The 21,681-nt window shown below is 38.6% G+C and carries 17 protein-coding genes; 2 read left to right on the plus strand and 15 right to left on the minus strand.

The genetic code is table 11. The annotated features are described in order from the left end of the window. Positions 1-34: 34 nt before the first annotated feature. Positions 35-703 (plus strand): hemolysin III family protein, encoded by a 669-nt coding sequence (locus G7061_RS07255; RefSeq protein ID WP_236262234.1) that lies wholly within the window; start codon positions 35-37, stop codon positions 701-703. An 84-nt stretch (positions 704-787) separates the two neighbouring features. Here G7061_RS07255 and G7061_RS07260 read toward each other — a convergent pair whose 3' ends face one another. From G7061_RS07260 to G7061_RS07310, 11 genes are all read right to left on the minus strand, one after another. Continuing rightward, a complete protein-coding gene (locus G7061_RS07260; protein WP_166120181.1) occupies positions 788-8,737 on the minus strand; it encodes an LPXTG cell wall anchor domain-containing protein in 7,950 nt (2,649 codons plus the stop codon). A 504-nt stretch (positions 8,738-9,241) separates the two neighbouring features. Continuing rightward, positions 9,242-10,675 carry a 6-phospho-beta-glucosidase gene (locus tag G7061_RS07265; protein ID WP_166120184.1) on the minus strand — a complete coding sequence of 478 codons (1,434 nt, stop codon included), beginning with the start codon at positions 10,673-10,675 and terminating at the stop codon, positions 9,242-9,244. 147 nt (positions 10,676-10,822) lie between these two features. After that, positions 10,823-11,272, minus strand: a complete 450-nt coding sequence (locus G7061_RS07270; protein ID WP_159637819.1) for a hypothetical protein — start codon at positions 11,270-11,272, stop codon at positions 10,823-10,825. Between the two features lie 64 nt (positions 11,273-11,336). Continuing rightward, complete coding sequence (locus G7061_RS07275; protein WP_159641598.1) at positions 11,337-12,407, minus strand: RIP metalloprotease; 1,071 nt, start codon at positions 12,405-12,407, stop codon at positions 11,337-11,339. 12 nt (positions 12,408-12,419) lie between these two features. Continuing rightward, positions 12,420-13,187, minus strand: coding sequence for a phosphatidate cytidylyltransferase (locus tag G7061_RS07280; protein WP_166120189.1), 768 nt, complete (start codon positions 13,185-13,187; stop codon positions 12,420-12,422). Position 13,188: 1 nt separating this feature from the next. Further along, positions 13,189-13,869, minus strand: a complete 681-nt coding sequence (locus G7061_RS07285) for an isoprenyl transferase (protein WP_159637822.1) — start codon at positions 13,867-13,869, stop codon at positions 13,189-13,191. A gap of 2 nt (positions 13,870-13,871) precedes the next feature. Continuing rightward, positions 13,872-14,417 carry a ribosome recycling factor gene (gene frr, locus G7061_RS07290; protein ID WP_159637823.1) on the minus strand — a complete coding sequence of 182 codons (546 nt, stop codon included), beginning with the start codon at positions 14,415-14,417 and terminating at the stop codon, positions 13,872-13,874. A gap of 2 nt (positions 14,418-14,419) precedes the next feature. Further along, a complete protein-coding gene (pyrH, locus tag G7061_RS07295) occupies positions 14,420-15,130 on the minus strand; it encodes a UMP kinase (protein WP_159637824.1) in 711 nt (236 codons plus the stop codon). A 46-nt stretch (positions 15,131-15,176) separates the two neighbouring features. Continuing rightward, positions 15,177-16,064, minus strand: a complete 888-nt coding sequence (tsf, locus tag G7061_RS07300; protein ID WP_159637825.1) for a translation elongation factor Ts — start codon at positions 16,062-16,064, stop codon at positions 15,177-15,179. Between the two features lie 3 nt (positions 16,065-16,067). Further along, positions 16,068-17,000: a 30S ribosomal protein S2 gene (rpsB, locus tag G7061_RS07305; RefSeq protein ID WP_159641596.1), complete on the minus strand. Its 933-nt coding sequence runs from the start codon at positions 16,998-17,000 to the stop codon at positions 16,068-16,070. Positions 17,001-17,159: 159 nt separating this feature from the next. Beyond that, positions 17,160-17,546, minus strand: a complete 387-nt coding sequence (locus G7061_RS07310; protein ID WP_159641595.1) for a hypothetical protein — start codon at positions 17,544-17,546, stop codon at positions 17,160-17,162. A gap of 134 nt (positions 17,547-17,680) precedes the next feature. Between G7061_RS07310 and G7061_RS07315 the strand changes: the two genes are divergently transcribed. Next, entirely contained in the window at positions 17,681-19,033 is a 1,353-nt protein-coding gene (locus G7061_RS07315) for a D-alanyl-D-alanine carboxypeptidase family protein (RefSeq protein ID WP_166120194.1), read from the plus strand. Positions 19,034-19,091: 58 nt separating this feature from the next. Here the strand turns inward: G7061_RS07315 and G7061_RS07320 are convergent, their stop codons facing one another. Genes G7061_RS07320 through G7061_RS07335 form a run of 4 tightly spaced genes read right to left on the minus strand, consistent with a single transcriptional unit; the run spans position 19,092 to position 21,613 of the window. Then, positions 19,092-19,673 carry an ECF transporter S component gene (locus tag G7061_RS07320; RefSeq protein WP_166082840.1) on the minus strand — a complete coding sequence of 194 codons (582 nt, stop codon included), beginning with the start codon at positions 19,671-19,673 and terminating at the stop codon, positions 19,092-19,094. Continuing rightward, complete coding sequence (locus G7061_RS07325; RefSeq protein WP_159641525.1) at positions 19,660-20,400, minus strand: type III pantothenate kinase; 741 nt, start codon at positions 20,398-20,400, stop codon at positions 19,660-19,662. Before G7061_RS07325 ends, G7061_RS07320 begins: the two co-directional genes overlap by 14 nt. Further along, positions 20,397-20,942 carry a flavoprotein gene (locus G7061_RS07330; RefSeq protein WP_166120198.1) on the minus strand — a complete coding sequence of 182 codons (546 nt, stop codon included), beginning with the start codon at positions 20,940-20,942 and terminating at the stop codon, positions 20,397-20,399. Before G7061_RS07330 ends, G7061_RS07325 begins: the two co-directional genes overlap by 4 nt. Continuing rightward, a complete protein-coding gene (locus tag G7061_RS07335) occupies positions 20,924-21,613 on the minus strand; it encodes a phosphopantothenoylcysteine decarboxylase (protein ID WP_166120201.1) in 690 nt (229 codons plus the stop codon). The genes G7061_RS07330 and G7061_RS07335 overlap by 19 nt, the downstream gene beginning before the upstream one ends. Positions 21,614-21,681: the final 68 nt, after the last annotated feature.

Raw genomic sequence — 21,681 nt, forward strand, 5'->3', positions numbered from 1 at the left:
TTATGGTACACTTTTAAAGAACGGAGATGACACTATGACAACTAAAACAATGGATCGTTCGATGAAAGATTATAAGCGACTCACATTTGGTGAAGAAGTTGCGAATGCTGTATCACATGGTGTGATGGCTGGCTTGCTGCTTTTGGTTTTCCCATATGTATCAGTACGGGCATTTCAGCAAGGTGGATGGCTCTTAGTCATTGGCGATGCGATATTTATTATTTCTTTATTTTTAATGTTTATGGGCTCGACACTTTACCATTCAATGGCGAATGATACTAAACATAAATATATATTTAGAATACTGGATCACAGCTTTATTTTTGTAGCTATTGCTGGGACTTATACACCAATTGCATTAACCGTCATTGATGGATGGCTTGGCGTCACAGTCGTTGTAATTCAATGGCTAATGGTTTTAATTGGGATATTGCAGAAAACTGTTGCAAAACGCTCAATGCCTAAATTATCAGTTGCAATTTATCTTGTAATGGGCTGGGCAGCGGTATTATTAATTCCGCAACTCATCCAAAATACAAGCGCTATGTTTATTGGCTTAATTGTGCTGGGTGGTGTCTTTTATTCCGTGGGTACATATTTCTATCTACAAAAAGATAAAAAATACTATCACTTTATTTGGCATTTATTCATTAATGCAGCTTCAATATCACATTTCATCGCAATCGTATTCTTTATGATTTAATCACACATCTAAAAAAGCATCTTAACGGATGCTTTTTTTATGTCTTCACACACAAAAAGACTCCTAAGAAGGAGTCTTTAAATGCTATTGATGCTTACGACGACGCGAAGCGACAATGAAGATGCCACCAAGTGCGACGATTCCGAATGCAAACCATGGTGTACTTGCAGCCATACCTGTTGAAGGTAAGGTTGGGTCAACTGGTTTAACAGGATCAATAATTTCTTTATTTGTTACTTTAAAGATAATATCTTGAGGTTCGCCAGCGTACTCAGATTCAATAATGAATTCACGAGCATCCGTAATTCCCTCATAGCCTGGAAGTGCTTTTGTTTCTTTCAATACATAAGCTCCAGGAGCACGGTCATTAATTATTGCTTGACCTTGTGCGTTTGTAGTTACTACAGTGTTGTCTGCGTCATGAGTTAATGTAAATTCAACACCTTGAAGTGGGCGATCTTTATCATCAACCTTATTAATAATGACATTAACGCGGTAATTATTGAATGTAGTTGTTTGAAGGTCAACATATGGGAAACCTTCACGGTTTACAAATTGTGGTTCAAAGTCACTCAATTTACCGAAAACCTCAAAGCTACCTTGGTTAAGTGTATTTAATACATAGCCATCAGCTGCTTGTGTTTGAACATATGAGTATGTTCCTGGTGTGAGTGCATCAAGTTTGATAACACCCGCTGTGCTTACTTTGTATTCAACATCGTTAATTGTGAAGATACCTGAGCCTAAAGCATTTGAGGTACGACCATCAACGAGTTTCAATGTGTTTCGAGCATAAGTAACGCGAAGTGTTTTAGTAAGTGCTAAGCCTTCGTCGTTCAATGCAGATTCTGGAACTACAACATCTAATGTTTCATCAACAACAATTGCTTGATCGGCTTTATTTGTTGTGATGCTATAGTTTCCTGATCCCAATCCAGTGCGTGTGAGGACTGAACCTACTTGGAGCATTGGATCTTTACGGCCTGACGCATCGTTAAATGTTGCATCAACGTTATTCGTAAACGCACCGTTTGGATCGATAAGATCAACTTTTAATGTTGCTTGATAGTTAATGTAATCATCAAGTTCTAATGTCAAGCGACCCTCTATTTCTTCAGGTGTATAGTCTGGAATATCAAACAAGTATTCAAATGTATTGCGGACAGTATGTGTCGGTGCTTTTGTTTGTACGAGTTTGTATGAACCTGCTTTGACACCAAAGATTTTGAACGTATCTGTCTGTGGTGTAACTTTAAAGTCAATGAAACCATTAACGGGTGTCCATGTACCATTTTCATTTGATAAGAGTGTGAATGTACCATCCGTATAGATAACATCATGGTCTGGGTTTGTATTCTTAAACACGACATCAGCGTAGTAGTTAGAAACTGCTACTGTTTGTGGTGCATAAGCATTTTCATTGGAAGCTGCAATCGTAAATGGTGTTTTACTTGCGTTCGCAATGTGATTGCCATCCCCTTTAATCTCTTCAAAGTAGTAGTTACCTGGTGCTAGACGGTCAATCGTAATTTTACCATCAGTATCTGTAACATACTCACCATCAAGTTTTACACCTTCGTGATAGAGATTGAAAACGACACCTGCAAGCGGAGAATTTGTTTCTGCTGAGGTTTTCGTTAACACAACTTTTCCACGATAGTTGTAGTAAGTAATTGGTTCTAAGTTATAGTTTTCAATTGTGTGGTTAACTGTATCGATCACAACATCATTTTGACTTAAGGTTTGTGGTACAACGATGTTCGCAAGAATTGCGGTGTTGAGTCCATAACCTTGTGGCGCATTTGTTTGTGCGAAAGCATAGGTTCCAGGTCCAATGTTGCGGATTGGATTGCTTTCATTAACGCTTGCAACAAGTGTATTTGATGTTTCTTCAGTTAAGGAGAATGTACCACCAGTAAGCGGTGTTGTATCAGTTAAGACATCCCCATCACGGTTTACATAATCCATATTTACTTGTGTACCATAAACATGAACTGTTTGTTTCAAGGTAGCTGGATCCGTATAGCTTTGTGGAACTACAAATGTGTAATCGGTTGGTACGTGAATCCATGCATTGTTAATTTGGACATCTTTCACTTCGTAATTGCCATATCCAAGATTGACTTGGCTTGGTGTTGCAACTGCTGTTGCATTGTAATCTAGAGCATAGCTCTCAATATCAAATGTTGCGAGTGATGGTGTATGTGTCGCAAACTCGAAACTTCCGAGATGGTTTTCGAACACAATGGTACGGGTACTTGCTTCTGTTTCACCTTCAAAGATTCCTTCATCACTTTCAATTTCGAAAGTCATTGGTGAAGCATTAAGTGGACGATTATCACTTGTTCCTGTTTGGACTAATGAATACGTTCCAGGAGCGAGATTGCGTGTGTAACCTGCATCTTTATCCGTAATTGTGAAGGTATCAACAACCGTGTCGCTTGCATCTTTAATATCAAATGTGGATCCAGAGATTGTCTCCGTACCAATGACATTTGAGAAGTTTACAGACGCTTTAATGTTGTCGAATGTAAGTTGCATGACTTCAGGTTTTCCTTCGTATGCATCAGTTGCTGTTTCTTGTGTTGGACCGTATACATAGAATTCTAAAGGTTCTGGATTAATTAGATATCCATCACCAACTGCAGTTTGATTGAAACGGTAACGGCCGGCATCAAGATTGTGAACCGTTAGTTTTCCATTTGTAAGTGTATATGCATTGGCATCACCTTTTCCGGTAGATGCTGCTTCATAAGGGACCCATGCTGTTCCGTCGTACTGCTCAAGTGTGTAAGCACTATTTGCAATAAGATTTTCGGTTCCACGATGAACAACTTTCATCGTTGCACTTGTCTTATAGTTATTGAACGTTGCATTGATTGTTGTTGCATCAACTGTACCATTTGGATTTCGTGCCAGTGTATGGTTAACCGTTTCTGTATTTCGAAGGTAACCATTTAGGGTTTGCGTTGGTTGTGTAATTACAAATTTACCAAAGTCGATTCGATCGTCTTCTGGATTAACTGTTCCCACTTTAAAGGTCCCTTGATCACTACTTCTAAATGCTGCTTTTTGTTTAGCTTCATTGGTAATATCTAGATTAATATCGCTCAATTTTTCAGTTGCATCTGCTCCTGTAGCCGTTACGAGTTTTCCATCGGTTTTCACTTCGAAGACTGGTGTTGTATTGTAGATTGCGTAATCAACTTTTGTTACAACAGGATCTGCTTTAAAGAAGTCAAACATGCGTTTACTTGGATCTTTAACATCAAGTGTTACAAGATTTCCAGATGCAAGTTGGCTCGCATTGATTTCTACAGATTTATCTTTTGTAGTATTTCGTCCAGATTCAACATAACCTAATGAGTTCGGTACAGAATAACCATCTGCTACATTAAATTGTTTAACGATATAGTTTCCTTTTTCAATATTCTTGAATTCTAGGTAACCATTTGCGTCTGGTTGACCAATACGGTAAACATGGTTGTTTTCGACGAATTTATTTTGGTAACGGTAAAGTACAATAATTGATTGTTCAACATTGTTTCCAGTAATACGCTCTCCTTTATCCAAGTCAGTTGTTAAGGCTGGTTGGTTATCGTTATAGCGCATTGTCAGACCAATATCAAAACGTTCATCTTCATAACCACCAGCTTCGTCATTAACTTTAAAGTTAACTGCGGCTGTTACTTTGTGGTCAATTGCTTGTGCTGCATCTGTTGTATATGACAAGTCAGCGTGGTTTTTTAATGGAATTTCTTTGTTATCAACAACATGACCAAAGGTTGCATATTGAATACGGATTGGGTTAGACATTGCTTCGGTAAAACGAAGAATGAATCCACTTTCTCCCGTTGTCCAGTTATCCAATGGTTTGTTTGCATCTCCATCAGGATTCGTTAGAACATATTTGTCACTTGGAATTGTTCTCCAGCTTGATCCGACAAGTTCTTGAATTGAGAAGCGATCTAAGACTGCATTTCCAGTTCCACTTTGTTCCAAGTCGTTGTGGTCTTTAATAAATTTGAATGTATGTTTGCTTTCAAGAGTATCCTTAATCACGATATTTGACATATTTTCATACGTTTCATTCAAGGTCAATGTCCATTGAACTTGTTGACGTGATCCCGGATATGTACCCGAGACAAGTGATCCTGTTTTTTGAACACGATTGCGATTTCCTAAGTTTGCTTTAGCTGTTGCTACACCAGGTTCTGGTAAATCGACTTGGTTTGGTTCGTGTCCACGAGTATACGTTACGGTGTTTTCGAACTCTCCAGTCGCCACAGTATTCGATACTTCTTCTGTTGCAACTGGAATTACAGCTTCATGACTCTCAATGAGTGTGTTAATTTCGAAACGGTATACGTACTTAGGATCGAGATGTTTCTTAATCGTATATGTAATTTTATCTGCAGTTTCATCAACAGTAAGCTCGCCTGATGCTTTAGTTACCTCTACTGTTTCATTCGTTGGTTTTAGATTTCCATCCTTATCAACTTCGAATTTTGCGAGTGTAATTGCTTCAATTTCTTGAGGAACGAGGTGTTTATTTCCTAACGTGAAACCACCTATGTCACGGTTTTTATCGATGGTATCAACGACAACCATTGGTACTTCAGCAACACGTCGTGTATCAACATCATAGTTAAATGTGATATTCCAGTTTGCTGCAAGACGTTGACGGTTTGTTGCCGCATCGTTAATGACTTTGACGGTTCCTTCTTTTTTAGGAACGGTGTTATACTTCGCAACTTCACCAAGATCTTTCGATGCTTCAATGTCGCCACCCGTCCAACTGATTGTGTTTCCTTCACCAATGACCCATGTTGCAAATGTTAATGCTCCTGCATTTTTAACACTTTCCATTGGCGTATCACTAGATAATTTAGTTTTATAAAGAATATAGTAAGCATTGTCATCTTCGCCACCGGCAGGACCGATTGCTTTATTGGAATCGATAAAGTCAAGGCGCAAATCAACACCCTTCAAGAGTTCTGATTTTGTAGGTGTCGAAACAAATGGATCACCAGGTTCACCATTCACAACTTTACCTTTAAGTTTATCGACATAACCTGGATATTCTTTAGGTTGACTCAACGCGAATTTTTCATTGGTTAATGTCGATGCATCATCTTTGAGGTATGCAATTTCACTTGGATTTACATAACTGACAATGTCACCATAAGTTTTTGAATCTTCCGCTTCATCATCAAGTTTCTGGCCTAGCAACCCACCTGCCCCAACAATTGCATTTGCAATTTCATCAGAGTAGATATCGGCATTATCCATTATTTTCTTAACTTCTGAAATAAATTTGGAATATTCACCATGTGATGTTTGAGGTTGTTTGGTTGGATCAATCTTAAACATTAAGATTGGGTTGTTTTCATCCATTGGTTCAAAGAACATACCTGGGGATTTGAAAGTATCTGAATAGGTAAAACCTTCTAAACCAATACGATTTGCAGTTACGGTATTAATCGCAACACCCCAAATTACTTCCTTTGTACGGTAGTCAATCATCACTGGACGCTTGTCTAATAGTACAAGGTAGTTAAGTGCTTGTTGTGCTTTTAATTCTTCTTCTGTAGGTTTTGTTGGTTCAATTTCAATACCATTGGTAAACGACTTAACATTGGCATTTCCTTCAAATTTAAGCTTTGATGATGTTAGTAATTCATCACGAATTGCTTTACCTTCAACATACGGTTCAACAACATCAATTTCGTATTTAAATTGGAATTTCACTTCTTTATTGAGTGGTTCTGCAAGACCAGGTTTTAATCGAATTTTTGCTTCTGTGAAATCAGCATTCCATTCGACTGTGAAACGGCCATCTTTACTTATTTCTTTACCGTCAACAAAGATTGTGGTTTTAATTTTCATTTGGTTGTAGGCAACATTAATTTCACTATAACTGTCACCCGATCCATTGAAACGATATGCTTTAACTTTACTTGCATCAAGATAGAAATTGAATCCATCATTTGGTTGACGAATTAATTTGTTGTTATTGAAGACAACATCCCAATGTAAGCTTGTTGGTGCACCTTCAGCTCCTTTAACGCCATTAATTACAATGGAACGTGGGAACTCTTTTTTATTCTCAACCGATTTATTAAATTGATTTTTGTTCAGAGCGGCACTCAAACGACCCACTTGATTTCCTTCGATTTCAAGGTTGAGATCGTTGTTGATGAATGTCTGTGTCACATCATATTTGATTGCGACATTTTGACCATGTGTATCAATTGAAATAGGTTCAATTTTATCAGTTGCAGCATTAATTTTTTCGATACGTTCTGGCACTAAAGTTGTATTAGGAACCAATGTTCCATCATTAAGAACATCATAGTACGATACGTTGACGACTGTTTTGATATTCCAATTCGCTAAACCTGATGTTTTTACAACGGTTGGTGCATCAAATGATAAGTCTAAAGTATTTAATGTTGATTTACGGTTAGTATTAGCAACACCTTCCCAAATCAATTCAAAGCCGTTAGGAACTTGTTCAAATGATTTGGCTTCAAGAGTGTTATCGACACCACCAACTGGTGTAACTGGTAGGTCTTTCTTAATATCTTTTTGGGAATTTAAGATATTCTTGATTTCAAGCGGATACACATTAAGCTTTTCAAAACTTGCTTTGGTATTTTGTTGGTATTGGTAATCGTTAACTTTATATTGATCATCTGTTACAACGACACCTTGTTTTAAAGCCGCTTTGATTTCAGTCAATGACTTCCCTGCTTGAAGTTCTTCATTAATATAGTTGCTAATTTGTGTTGAAATAAAGTCTTGGAACTTATATTGAACGGCTGCGCCTTCAACATTTGAATCAATCTTGATTTCTTCAACATCTAGTTTAAAGGGACCCTCATTGGTTCCTGGAGCAACACGTTTAAATGAAGAAGTGCTGTAATCGGAAAGTTTCGAACTTGCTAAGATGCTATCCCCTGTTTGATCATAAAATTTGATTACTTCTGGGAAAGCATATTCATATTTAAACGGAACTTGAACGCCATTTTTCTTATATTGGAAATCTAGGGCATTCGCTTTATTCTCTTCAGTGATAAGAGCAAGGGATTGATCATCGAGTTTCACGACATAGGATACGCCTAGGTGTGTTGGGTTCTCGTCGGTAAATAAATCAATCGAATAGTTAGTGGCTGTTTCTGAGTAGTTAGTCATCGCGATAGGGTACGAATCATTAATCTCTTTATTTGCATGTTTAACACGTGCTTGTGGATTACCAACGAGTTCAATGTTGATATCTCCAGATACCTGTGTTTTTACAGTTTCATTGGTTTCTTCTGATGTTTCAGTATCACCATTTGGTGTTTCAGTATCGGGTTTTACCGTTTCTGGCTTATCTGTATCCGAATTTCCAACTTCTGAAGTGTTATTCGTTGCAGCTTCTGATTCTGTATCTTCTGCTGTTTTAAGTGCTGCCACACGCTCATCTTCTACTTTATTAATAAACGCTACAGTATCTTTGATAAGTGGTGCAACTACCGGAAAGACCTTGAGATCGATGGCATCAATCAGTGCACTATCTGCAACAATATCAAGTTCGTAAACAAGTCTAAAGTCTTGTGGACGTTGCGTTAGTTCTTTAAAATCGATTGCTATCGTATTGTCTTCTGTTTTAATGCGGGTATCTTCTAAAGACTGGTACACGTTATCTTTAAAGTTTTTATCAGTATTCGCGAATTTTAAATCTTGCTTGGGTGCGAGTTTCATTGAATCTGGAAACTTCAGCTCCAAAGGATCTGTTAGGCTTTGAATGGTAACCCAATCCGCATCTTTAATATGAAAATCCATTGTTACTTCAGCTTTATACCCCTCTGAAGTATTCGTCAATGACACTTTTGTATCTTTGTCATTGATAATTGCTTGAACGAGTTCATCATTTGTCTTAGGTTTGGTTTCGGTTGCTGCACTAACTGTTAAGCTAGACAGTGTGAGCACAAACGCTAATGCTACGACACTAAAAACGCGTCCAAGTCTTTTCTTTGACTTAAACATATTTCCTCCTTTTTGATGTCAACAGGTAAACTGCGACACACTACCTCGATACCCCCCTATAGAGTAGAAGATAGTTTTTTTGTGCATAGTACTTCACTGATGTATCTTTATAAAAGACATAGTACATACATATATTAATTATATCTTTCATTATGCGGCACCGAATTTTTCTTTTGAACTTCTTGTTCAAAACATAATCCTAACAATCTTTATATTGTTAATTTTCAAATTACCATCATGCTCTTATATTAAATCCATGTTATCTCAAGGCTTTAGAACGGCTCTATCGTTATCACTTACGTTCACAGTCACTAAGTTTGAATTATCTTCGCCTTATTAGTGAATTGTTAGTTTAATGTGTGATTGTTATTATTTGACCCATCCTGTGATAATTTTGTATTTTTTCACAATATCGACAATGTGAACGAAGTGTAAATATCTTAAATTTCGCTATCTACCAAAACCTTTGCATAAAAAAAACGCAGGCATTAACCTGCGTTTAAGTCAGTCTTTATCGAACATCGCACCATTTGATGCAATAACATCTTTATACCAATAATACGATTGTTTAGGAGTTCGCTTTCCGGTCCCTTTTCCAGCGTCATCATAATCCACATGGATGTAACCATAACGCTTGGACATTTCTCCTGTCGATGCACTTACGAGGTCAATACATCCCCATGATGTATAACCCCATAGTTCAACACCATCAATATGGATCGCATCATGCATTGCCTTAATATGGGCTTGAAGGTAATCGATACGGTATGTATCATGGATTTCTTTAGAATCTGTGAATGTATCAACCGCTCCGAGGCCATTCTCAACAACAAATAACGGTTTTTGATAACGATCAAACAACTGATTCATCGTTGTGCGAAATCCTTTAGGATCAATTTGCCAACCCCACTCTGAGACCTCGAGATATGGATTTCTTAACGATGCAAACGCATTCGCATCCGTGGATGCTTGGTCAGAAGGTATTGCGGCCGCAACACGTGACGAATAATAGGAGAATGAAATAAAATCAACCGTATGTTCACGCAATAACTTCACGTCTTCAGGATCCACATCCAAAGTTACACCGAGTTGTTCCATTTTTTTCAATGCATATGACGGATAATAACCACGTGATTGTACATCAATGAAGAAATACCCTTCACGATCACGTTCCAATGCCTCAAAGACGTCATCCGGATGTGGAGTGTTGGGGTAATTCGCCCCTGCAGCTAACATGCAACCCACTTTATTATTAGGATCTATTTCATGCGCAATCTTCGTAGCCAGTGCACTTGCTACAAGCTCGTGATGAATTGCTTGATACTTCACTTGATTTGCATCCTCATGCGGTTCAATTACGAGACCTGCAGCCATGAATGGCGCATGAAGAATCATATTGACTTCATTGAAGGTTAGCCAATATGTCACAAGACCTTTGAATCTTGTAAATAGGGCACGTACAAGACGTTCATAAAATGTAATCATTTCGCGACTACGCCACGAACCGTATTGTTTGGTCAAATAAATCGGTACGTCAAAGTGTGTAATTGTGACCAATGGCTCAATACCATAGCGATGACACTCATTAAACACGTCTTCATAGAACTTGAGACCTTCCTCATTGGGAACCAATTCATCTCCATTGGGGAAGATCCGCGACCATGCAATGGATAAACGATATGTTTTAAACCCCATATCCGCAAACATTGCAATATCCTCTTTAAAATGCTCATACATATTGATGGCTTGTTTTGCAGGATAGTAGTATCCTTCTTCGAACTCGAGCATTTTTCGTGTTCCTATCGCAACATCCCAGCGTTCCGGTCCGTGAGGGATTAAATCCACATTTGAAAGTCCACGTCCGCCTTTGTTATAACCCCCTTCACATTGGTTGGCAGCAGTTGCCCCACCCCACAAAAAACCTTTTGGAAATACCATACTTAGTCCTCCTATTATTGTTTATAAACATTATAACAAATGAATGATGTAGCATTGTGATGTCCTACTGAAAAATCTAAAGTTTCAAAGAGCACTAAAAAACATCAAACAGTGTTTGATGTCAAAATTTTAATTAATGTCAATTTACTATTCGTCAGAATTTTTAACTGGGCTATCAAAAACAAGGCGTGTTGCATCCTTAACCAGCACGCGACGAACGTCGCCATCGCCAATATAATCATTGTCGTGCATCCATTCCGCAAGGCCTGTATGGACATCCTCGAATGAATCGGTCTCGATACGAATTACCTCACGTGTATCATTTTTTTCAATGAATGTCAGTGTAGTTTCTTTATCTGTTGGTGCTTCGATAGCTACAAATAATTTTACATCCACAACTTCGATACGATCATCAGAGTCATACCCGATCATATAGTTATATTCTGGTGATGCAAGTTCTATACCCAGACGCGCCAATTCTGAACGCATTGAGTACATCGCACGAACATCTGTGTCGCGAGAAAAGTCTGGTATGGTAAAATCCATGACGGCAAACCATTGTGGTTTTGATTCAATTTTATTTACTGTATAAGCCATAACTTACTCCTTTTGTATCATTATATCATAGATAGGAAAAAAAAGGCTGCCGCCTTTTTTTTGTCTAGTTTGGAATTACACGCATGATATCTTGAAATGAGATATAAACAAAGAAAATCAATACAAGCGCTACACCTGCAATCATAAGAGCATTTTCCAGTTTTTCTGGAATTGGTCGGCGAATTATCATTTCAATTAAGGTAATAACAACACGTCCACCATCCATAATTGGAATTGGTAACAAGTTTACAACTGCCAGGTTAACAGATAAAAGTGCTACTAGATTAAAGAAATAAACAGCACCATAGGTATTTACTTGAGACGTTGCACCAAATATTGCAATTGGACCACCTAAACTATCAAGTCCTATCCCTCTGAAAACACGGTTTAGGATAAAAATCATTTGAGCAATAACACTTCCTACTTCCGCAAATGCAAGTGGTACAGCCTCAAAAAGATTTACATTACGTAATGTTGCTGCAGGAGCTTGAATTCCAATCACGTACATATCTTTATTTTCTTTTGATGGTTCAGGAGTAACTGTGACTGTTTCAGTTGTACCGTTACGATCTAGTTTGATTGTCATTGGTTTATCTTTGTACATTGCCATTCCTGTTTGTAAGTCAGCAAATGTTTTAGGATGCACAACACTACCATCTGCAAACGTAATCTCAGTCATGACATCATTTGCCTGCATTCCCGCTTTATCCGCTGGCATACCATCAACAACTGCTGCAACGATAGGTTTTGGTACTTCAACAACGCCATTCATACTAAACATTCCTGCATAAACAACAACTGCCAACACAAGATTCATAAAGATTCCTGCAAGCATGATAATAAGACGCTTCCAACGCGCGATTCCGACCATGGAACGCTCAACTGGAACTCCCATATCACCCTCACCCGGTTCACCTGCCATCGAAACAAATCCACCAAGCGGCAATGCTCGAATACTGTAAGTTGTTTCCCAGTGTGGTTTCTTAATTGAAAACACTTTTGGTCCCATTCCAATAGCAAATTCTTGGCAATACACACCAAACATTTTTGCGGCAATGAGATGTCCTAACTCATGCACAAACACGAGTATACTTAGAACGAGTGCGAAGTAAATAATTGACATTATGATACTCATATTGACAGCCTCCTAGACAAAAATCTGTAAGAGGATATTGAATGTAAAGAGCGCAAAGATAACACTATCCACACGGTCTAAGATTCCTCCATGACCAGGGAAAATATATCCAAAATCTTTAACATCAAAATATCTCTTAATTAAACTAAATGCTAAATCACCAAATTGACCCATTATTGGATTCAGAATGGCACTTAAATATACGACGATTGCGGGAACATACTCAATAACAAAGATATGGCCAAAGATTAATGCAATTGTCGCAGAAGCTACATATCCAATAACTGCCCCTTCAATTGTTTTCTTTGGTGAAATACGTTCAATAAGTTTATGTTTCCCAAAATGACGACCGCCAAAATATGCTACTGCATCTGTTACATACGTTGCTAACAAGATGAACAAGAATGTAATCGTGTTAAAGGATAACACCACTTTAACGGCTTGGATTGCTGCCACAAGCATCATTACCATGACGAAGATATAATTAACATGACTAAAATTAAACCAGTCAAACACCACGGTAAGCAGAAATAGGGTCATAATCCATCCCATGATAAATACACTGAGATACTCGGGTCCTAACAACCCACCTAAAATTGTTGAAACAATTAATAACGGTAAGATTATGGGTTTCATCTCGTCCTTTTTGAGACGATAGATTTCATAAGCTCCAATTGTAACTACTGCAAGCAGTAATAAAAAAAGAGCTTGATTACCCATCAAAATTGCCGTTCCGAAAACAACAATTAGTGCAATTCCTGTAATCAAACGCTCTTTCATACTAAAGTCCTCCAAATCGTCTTTGGCGTTTATGATACGCTTCAATGCATGATTCAAATTGTTCAGGGCCAAATTGCGGCCACTCTTCATCAACAAAAATCAATTCCGCATAAGCTAATTGCCATAATAAATAGTTTGAGAGGCGTTTATCGCCACCTGTGCGTATTAGTAGATCAACTGCCGGCATAGTTGCAGTATCAAGATAACTTTCAAAGACTTCTTCAGTAATTTCTGTCAGTCCGTCTTGGATAATTTTACGTGTTGCGCGGACAATTTCATCACGTGATCCATAATTAAGTGCAAAATTAAGGACTAAAGCCTTATTGTCTTTTGTTTTTTCGACAGCGTTCTCCATTACTTTTCGAGTCTTTTCGGGCATCATTGATAAATCGCCAATTGTGCGAATTTGAATCCCTTTTTCGTTAAGTTCTTTGAGAAAGCGCTCAAAAAAGACTGCTGGTAACTTCATCAAGTAGTCAATCTCTTTTTGTGGGCGTTTCCAATTTTCTGTAGAAAATGCATAAAGTGTTATGGCTTCAATGCCCAAATCCAACGCTTTTAAGGCAATCTCCCGAACATTTTCACTACCAAAGTAGTGTCCAACTGTACGTTCCTTACGTTGTTTTTGAGCCCAACGGCCGTTGCCATCCATGATGATGGCAACATGTTTTAGACTCTCCATAATTAGAGTGACATAATCTCCGCTGATTTTGCTTTCGCAATTTCATCAATTTTCTTGATGAATTCGTCTGTTAGCTTTTGAACATCTTCAAGTAACGCACGTTCTTGATCTTCTGGAAGATCATCTGCTTTTTTTACTTCATCATTCAAATCACGACGAACATTACGGACTACAACTTTTGCGTCTTCTGCGAATGTTCCAACTGATTTTGAAACTTCACGACGTGCATCTTCTGTGAGTTGAGGTACGTTAATACGTAATACAGATCCATCATTTTGAACTGGTAAGTTCAATGTTGATTCATTGATTGCGCGTTCCATATCTTTCATGCTTGATGGGTCAAAAGGTTTAACAACAATTTGACGTCCTTCAACGATTGATAATGATGCGATTTGCTCGATTGGTGTTGGTGATCCATAGTAATCGACCATAATTCCGTGAAGAATTGATACGTTTGCACGTCCTGTACGAAGTGTTCCTAAACGACCTTCGTATGATTCAATCGCATCTTGCATTAACATGCGACCATCTGTGATAATTGCTTGCATGATTATACCTCCCTAGCAACACGTGTTGCGGTTGCTTCGCCTCTTGCAGCTTTAATTATATTATTTTTTTCATTCATATTAAACACTATGAGATCAATATCATTATCCATACACATTGATGTTGCAGTTGAATCCATTACCGCTAGTTCTTGCTGTAACACCTCTTTGTATGATAATGACTCATACCGTTTGGCATTCGGATTCACACGAGGGTCTGAATCATAAACACCATCAACGCCATTTTTAGCCATTAGGATGACATCTGCTTTAATCTCAGATGCTCGTAATGCTGCTGTTGTATCAGTAGAGAAGAATGCAGATCCTGTACCTGCCCCAAATACTACTACGCGTCCCTTTTCGAGATGACGCACTGCACGACGTGGAATATATGGCTCTGCAACTTTAATCATATCAATTGCTGTTTGAACACGAGTTGGTACTCCTTGCGCTTCAAGTGCACCTTGAATAGCAAGTGCGTTGATGACCGTACCAAGCATCCCCATTGAGTCTACCTGAGTACGATCAATCCCTAACTCATCGGCCATACGACCGCGTACAAAGTTTCCACCGCCAACGACGATTGCAACTTCGATACCATCTTCAACAACTGTTTTAATTTGAGCTGCTACATCTTCGAGAACTTCACGACTGAAAATACCCGAATCGGATGCAAGTGCCTCTCCACTCAGTTTTAATAATACCCGTTTGTACATGAGATTTACGCCCTTTCAAAAAGGACACTAAAGAGTGTCCTTATTTTTATTTAACTTGTGATGCTTTTGCAACTTCAGCTGCAAAATCTTCTTCACGTTTTTCGATTCCTTCACCAACAGCGTAACGTACAAATGTTACAACATCAGTTCCAGCATCTTTAAGGATTTGTGAAACTTTAGCTTTTCCATCTTTGAAGTAGATTTGGTCTACTAATGAGATATCTTGCATTTGTTTGCTTACGCGTCCTTTAATAATTCCTTGAACAACTTGTTCAGGTTTTGAAGCTAATTCAGCATCGTTTTTAACGATCTCCACTTGGATAGCTGTTTCGTGATCTACGATTTCGCTTGGGATTTCTTTTTGTGAAACATATTGAGGGCTCATTGACGCAACTTGCATTGCAATATCACGTGCTAATTCAGCATTGTCACCGTTTAAAACAGTAACTGCTGAAATTTTACCACCCATATGGATGTATTCACCGAATACTTGGTTATCTTCTTTTTCTACAACTGCAACACGACGAAGTGTAATTTTTTCTCCGATTGTTGCTGTAGCTGAAATGATTGCATCATTTACTGATTGTCCTTTAAGATCTAGTGCTAAAGCAGCATCTAAATCTGCAGGTTTGTTTGCAAGGAAAACTTCTGCTAAGTCTTTAACTAATTCTACGAATTGTTCGTTTTTAGCAACAAAGTCTGTTTCTGAGTTAACTTCAAGAATTACAGCTGTATTTCCTGATGATAAAACTGTACTTGTTCCTTCTGCAGCGATACGTCCTGATTTTTTAGCGGCGCTTGCCATACCTTTTTCACGTAACCAATCGATTGCAGCTTCGATGTTTCCATCTGTCGCTTCAAGAGCTTTCTTGCAATCCATCATTCCGGCACCAGTACGTTCACGAAGTTCTTTTACTAAACTTGCTGTAATCATAGTTTACGCCTCACTTTTTTCTGTTGATTTTTTCTCTTCTGTACGCGCTTCACGTTGTTGTTGTGGAGCACCTTCACGGTTGTCATTACGTGGTGTAAAACGTTGTTGACGACGACGGTCATCACGTTTACGACGTTCGTCCATACGTTGACGACGACGGCGATCGTTTTCTGCAGCTTGTTGTTCTACGTTAACGATAACATCTTCCATTGTAATGTCTTCTTGATCTTGGTCTTGGTATGCAACTTGTAATACGCCACCTTTTGGTTCAACCATAGCATCAGCCATAGCACCAACAATTGTACGGATTGAACGAATTGCATCGTCATTTCCAGGAATTGCGAAGTCAACTGTATCTGGATCACAGTTTGTATCAACGATACCGAATACTGGGATTCCTAATTTACGTGCTTCAGCAACTGCGTTTGCATCTTCGAGTGGGTCAACAACGAATACTGCATCTGGAAGTTTCTTCATTTCTTTAATTCCGCCTAAGAAGTTTTCTAAACGGTCTTTTTCTTTAAGTAATAAAGCAATTTCTTTTTTAGTATAAACTTGGATTGATCCACTTGCTTCCATCTCTTCGATTTCTACAAGACGACGGATACTTTTTTGGATTGTACGGAAGTTTGTTAATGTTCCACCTAACCAACGTTGGTTAATAAAGAATGAACCACTACGTAATGCTTCCTCTACAACGATTGTTTGTGCTTGTTTTTTAGTACCAACAATCAATAATTTTCCATTTTTTTCAGCAATTTCTTTCATTGCTGCGTATGCTACATCTAATTTGTCTTGAGTTTTGTTCAAGTCAATGATGTAAATACGGTTTTTAGCTGCATAGATATACGGCTTCATTTTTGGGTTCCAACGACGTGTTTGATGTCCGTAATGAACCCCACTTTCTAATAATTTGCGCATTGTCACAACTGACATAACTAAATTCCTACCTTTCCGTTAGTCCTCCATCACTTCCAAGACGAGACGACTCATATTTGAGCACGGAGTCCGTCAATCCATGATGTGTGAATATAGGTGTCTTTGCACCGTTTATTATTTTAACATATTAATATGGGGAGTTCAAGGTTTTATCCTTTACACCTTTTTGATTGATTCGTAGTCTTCTAATTGCGATACTGCATACAGTTTTACAGGCTTTTGATCAATAATAATCGTTGTAACGCCATAGTCATTTTCGCGTTGGTTATTCCATGAATTAAACTGTCCAAAAAAACGTGTAATAATTGTTCCCAGCCATAGGTAACCCTCAAGTTTCCCAACAACAATAATTTCATCAGGACTTTCCGCAATTATAGCGTCTCGAACCTTTGTAATTAATTCTGGCTTTAGCGTCTCATAGAGATCCATTAAGTTTTCCACCTCGTGATGGCTTCCTCTGAGATCAATGTAAGGCGCATCATAGCCTTGTTTTTTCATTTCGTTTTGGATGGCTACGCCATCACCAATAATTAGTCGTTTCATAAAAACCTCCACTTTTATATTCTATCATAATTCAAAGATTCTTTGGATTCAGATGCAGTTTGATGCAATTCCACCTTTTTTACACAATACCGATTCTGTTTTTATGGTATATTATTTAAGAAAGGAAATTGTCCATGAAACGAATATTTACTTTACTACTTGTAGGTGTCTTATGTTTTTCTACACCAACGACTGCTTATGCACAATCACCTACAACTGCCTATCAAACACAAGAAGACCTTATCTCTGTACAAAACATCATGATGTACAGCTCTAATTATCTTTTAATGGATATGGAAAGCGGCCAGGTTCTCACACAAAAGAATGGATATTCAAAAATTCATCCTGCTTCCATTACCAAAGTACTTACTTTAATTACCGCACTAGAAATGCTTGAGTCTCAAAATGTATCACTCAAGGAAACCTATACAATTCCTGCAGAGGTTGTTGATGATTTAACGAGTATTGCATCTGTTGCCGGATTCGAAGGCGGCGATACCGTAACAATTGAAGACATACTCTACGCTATTATATTACCGTCTGGTGCTGATGCGACACGTGCAATCTCAATGCGCCTTACCCAGGACCCCGAAGGCCTTGCCCAACATATGAACGCAACTGCCGCAAAAATCGGCATGAAAGACTCCAATTTTTTAAATACAAGTGGCCTCGATGAAGATGATCATCTTTCAACACCCTACGACCTTGCATTACTAGTCCAATATGCAATGAAAAATAAGACTTTCGCAAAGATTTATAGTACGGTCACATACACAACATCACCTACCCCGACAGCTCCTAATGGTATCGAACTTGTTAATCGATCTTTAGAAGCAGCTCACGACAAAGGGTTTACCGATTTATATGGCGCTAAGTCTGGTTACACGGAGATGGCTGAACGCTCACTTTCAAGTGTCGCAAAACGTGGAGACTCCCACTTAATTTTTATTAGCACAAATGCACCTAATGAAGACTTACTCTTCACAAACGTAATTGATGCCATCAACGTTTACTCACGTGTCTTTGACGATTTTAAACGAACAACGCTTGTAACTCGCAATACCATCCTACAAGAAATTCCTATATTGCATGCGAGTTCACCCTTTCCGGTAATGCTCGACTACGACATTGTGACCTATTTGCCAAACGGAATAGCTCCACAGGATGTCGCCATTGATGTTACCGCAACGCAACCTAATTTCATCGCACCAGTCTCGCAAAATACGGATATGGCAAAGATTAAAGTATCCTACAACACCAAAACAGTTTTTGAAACACAAGTATTAGCACCTTTAGACATCAACGTCAAGGGTACCAAAGTCTTTATGGATTTTATGAAATCCATAGGGCAAGTAGTATTCATTGTCTTTTTGATACTCGGTGCACTTATAATCACGATTCGCGAAATAAATCGTGTGAGACTTCGCAAGCGGCGAATGCTCCGCCGTCAACAAATGGAAATGCAACGTCGAAACCAAAACCATTAAACATGCATTCCTATGATCCGACTAAAGAAAGTAAAAAAACATGGACTCGCCATGTTTTTTATTTGTGATCTCGAGGAACACTGTATTTTGTTATAAAGCCGGCTGTAAAAGCTTCGGGTATGGCGTTTGTTAAAAGAAGCGTTCCTAAAAACATAAATAACCCAGAAACGGATACATGCAGTACTTCTTGGAGGACAGGGGCAAAGAAAAGCAACATGCCACCAAAGACTAATGCTGTATGTATCAGTGTAACGCAAACGCCCAACTTAAATCCTTTGAAGCCTTTGTCATAAAGATACCCTGATAAGAACCCTAATACTATTCGTGGTCCAAAACATATAATTATCGCCCATAACGATCCTTGAGTCGTTCCTGGAAGTGGAATAAATGGTGAAAACATAAAGGACAAAAGAGAAGGTGCCATCGTATTGGTCCAAAGACTCGCAAGTCCAAAGATGAATCCCATAGTCATCCCACCTTTTGTTCCGAGTAAAATCCCGCCCACAATTACAGGAAGATGGATAAAGGTCAAACGGACAGGTCCTACTTGTAGAAACCCTAGGGGTGTCAATGCTAACATCACAAGTAATGCACTCAGTAATGCAAGAGTCGTTAGATTCTTCGTTTTATTCTGCATCATAATTCAATAAACTCCTTAGAATTAAATCATCAATAACTTCGATATTCGCAGTCACTAACGAATGTATAGATTTATAACCACCACCCGTTGCAACTACGCTTAACGGCATGAAGCGTGTAGCCATTGTCGTAATGAGTGAATTTACATAACTTGCAATCATAAAAGCAGTTCCTGATTGCATCGCTGACTGTGTCGTATCACCAAGCCAATCATGGGGTGTACATTCCGGAAGCAATTCCGGTAATGCCGCTGTACTAATATGCATAGCATTGAGCATCGCTTGATGTCCAGGAACTATGGTTCCGCCAACAAAGACTCCTGTTTTATCAACAACGTTGACAGTCATCGCTGTACCAAAATCGATGACCATTGCTGCATCTTCAGTTGTCCGATAAACCTCATGAACAATGAGAGCTCGATCAATCCCAAGACCTTCATACGCGGTGAAATCGACCTTTTGTAAATCATTAAGTCTAACCTGGTCAACAGCACTTAGATAAAACATTTCCAACAAATGAATTTGGTGGTCTGTGCGTGAGGGAACTACTGATGCTATTTTGATTGAGTCAAATCGAGTCAAAAAATTCGTAGTTGAATCCGTAATCGCTCGATTCACTGTTTCGACCGTCTCTACGTTCGCAATTTTAAATTGTTTTAGGATTCCATTATGCATAAATCCCCATCGGGTATGGGTATTACCAATACTAATGACAAGACGATTCATCATTGTAAATTCTCGAGGACTGTTTGCACAATCACATCTACATCTGCTAACGCACCTTTACCCACATCACCACACGCCAATAAAGATGTTCGTGGATCAATTTCAAGCCATCCTAGCACTTTAAGTTGTTGCAAGTTTTTTTGAACAACGGGGTTTCCGTACATATTTTGATTCATGGCCGGCGCTATTATTTTCTTCACCTTGGTATCAAGTGCTAAAACAGAAGTGCTAAGCATATCATCAGCGATACCGTTTGCCAATTTCCCAATTATATTGGCGGCGGCTGGTGCAATAATCAATAAATCCGCTTTTTTGGTAATATCTATGTGAGCAATTTCGGTCGCAATTTTTTCTTCCAGTACATTAAAGTGAACTGGATTTTTCGATAATGTCTGCAATGTTAACGGCGTTATAAAAGCTTGGGCTGCCTGTGTCATCATGACATGAACATCAACATTACTATTGTTTAAACGATTCACAATATCTGCTGCTTTGTATGCCGCAATACTTCCACTGACACCTAAAATCACTGTTTTTTTATCCATAAATTTTGAACCTCCTGGAGAATCCCTTGTGCTAGGGTTTCTTTTGTTTCGTACTGTTTCATAATTCCTTTTTCGTCTACAATGTAGCCGCGATGCCGGTCCCCTGAAATATCTGTTGCATCGTTTGCAACCACAAAACTACAATCATTTTTGATCATTAAGTTTTGGGCAACGCGAACTAATGTATCAACTGACACCTGACTTAATAGTTTAAATCCTAAGAGATGGGTCTCTGGCTGTTTTTTCTTAATATAACCAATTACCTTGGGTGATGGTTCGAGCAAAATGGCAAGGTGATCATTGGATGACGGAAGCTTTTGATGGGCATCTTTAGCAACAATTTCAGTTAGATTACTTCCTTGATACTGAGCTGTTGCCGCAACACGATAATCACTAATTGCCATCGAATGAATAATGGCATCATAGTGATAGCGCGACATCAACTGATCTAACACTCCCAATACTGAATCAACACCTGTCGTCACGTAATGCTTGACTGGTTGAGAGGGTTGGCATGCATTGGCTCCTGAAACATAATGAACTTCAATCCCTTGCGTCACAGCAAAATCGGCAATATAACTTCCTAATTTACCTGTCGCATTATTTGTGATTGATCGTACTGCATCAATGGGCTCCGATGTTGCTCCAGCAGTTATTAGAATTCGTTTCATCCTGTCACCTCTTTCGTATGGTTAATTATCGCTTTTCACTTCATGTGTGTCAACGAATTAACAAAAAG

Origin of the sequence: Erysipelothrix sp. HDW6B (assembly GCF_011301115.1) — a bacterium.
GTDB classification, from domain to species: Bacteria; Bacillota_I; Bacilli_A; order Erysipelotrichales; family Erysipelotrichaceae; genus Erysipelothrix; species Erysipelothrix anatis.

What these genes read in the sequence shown, in the direction of transcription:
- G7061_RS07255 (WP_236262234.1), top strand. Translation starts at nt 35, where the DNA reads ATGACAACTAAAACAATGGATCGTTCGATGAAAGATTATAAGCGACTC.
- G7061_RS07260 (WP_166120181.1), bottom strand. Translation starts at nt 8,737, where the DNA reads ATGTTTAAGTCAAAGAAAAGACTTGGACGCGTTTTTAGTGTCGTAGCA.
- G7061_RS07265 (WP_166120184.1), bottom strand. Translation starts at nt 10,675, where the DNA reads ATGGTATTTCCAAAAGGTTTTTTGTGGGGTGGGGCAACTGCTGCCAAC.
- G7061_RS07270 (WP_159637819.1), bottom strand. Translation starts at nt 11,272, where the DNA reads ATGGCTTATACAGTAAATAAAATTGAATCAAAACCACAATGGTTTGCC.
- G7061_RS07275 (WP_159641598.1), bottom strand. Translation starts at nt 12,407, where the DNA reads ATGAGTATCATAATGTCAATTATTTACTTCGCACTCGTTCTAAGTATA.
- G7061_RS07280 (WP_166120189.1), bottom strand. Translation starts at nt 13,187, where the DNA reads ATGAAAGAGCGTTTGATTACAGGAATTGCACTAATTGTTGTTTTCGGA.
- G7061_RS07285 (WP_159637822.1), bottom strand. Translation starts at nt 13,869, where the DNA reads ATGGAGAGTCTAAAACATGTTGCCATCATCATGGATGGCAACGGCCGT.
- frr (WP_159637823.1), bottom strand. Translation starts at nt 14,417, where the DNA reads ATGCAAGCAATTATCACAGATGGTCGCATGTTAATGCAAGATGCGATT.
- pyrH (WP_159637824.1), bottom strand. Translation starts at nt 15,130, where the DNA reads ATGTACAAACGGGTATTATTAAAACTGAGTGGAGAGGCACTTGCATCC.
- tsf (WP_159637825.1), bottom strand. Translation starts at nt 16,064, where the DNA reads ATGATTACAGCAAGTTTAGTAAAAGAACTTCGTGAACGTACTGGTGCC.
- rpsB (WP_159641596.1), bottom strand. Translation starts at nt 17,000, where the DNA reads ATGTCAGTTGTGACAATGCGCAAATTATTAGAAAGTGGGGTTCATTAC.
- G7061_RS07310 (WP_159641595.1), bottom strand. Translation starts at nt 17,546, where the DNA reads ATGAAACGACTAATTATTGGTGATGGCGTAGCCATCCAAAACGAAATG.
- G7061_RS07315 (WP_166120194.1), top strand. Translation starts at nt 17,681, where the DNA reads ATGAAACGAATATTTACTTTACTACTTGTAGGTGTCTTATGTTTTTCT.
- G7061_RS07320 (WP_166082840.1), bottom strand. Translation starts at nt 19,673, where the DNA reads ATGATGCAGAATAAAACGAAGAATCTAACGACTCTTGCATTACTGAGT.
- G7061_RS07325 (WP_159641525.1), bottom strand. Translation starts at nt 20,400, where the DNA reads ATGATGAATCGTCTTGTCATTAGTATTGGTAATACCCATACCCGATGG.
- G7061_RS07330 (WP_166120198.1), bottom strand. Translation starts at nt 20,942, where the DNA reads ATGGATAAAAAAACAGTGATTTTAGGTGTCAGTGGAAGTATTGCGGCA.
- G7061_RS07335 (WP_166120201.1), bottom strand. Translation starts at nt 21,613, where the DNA reads ATGAAACGAATTCTAATAACTGCTGGAGCAACATCGGAGCCCATTGAT.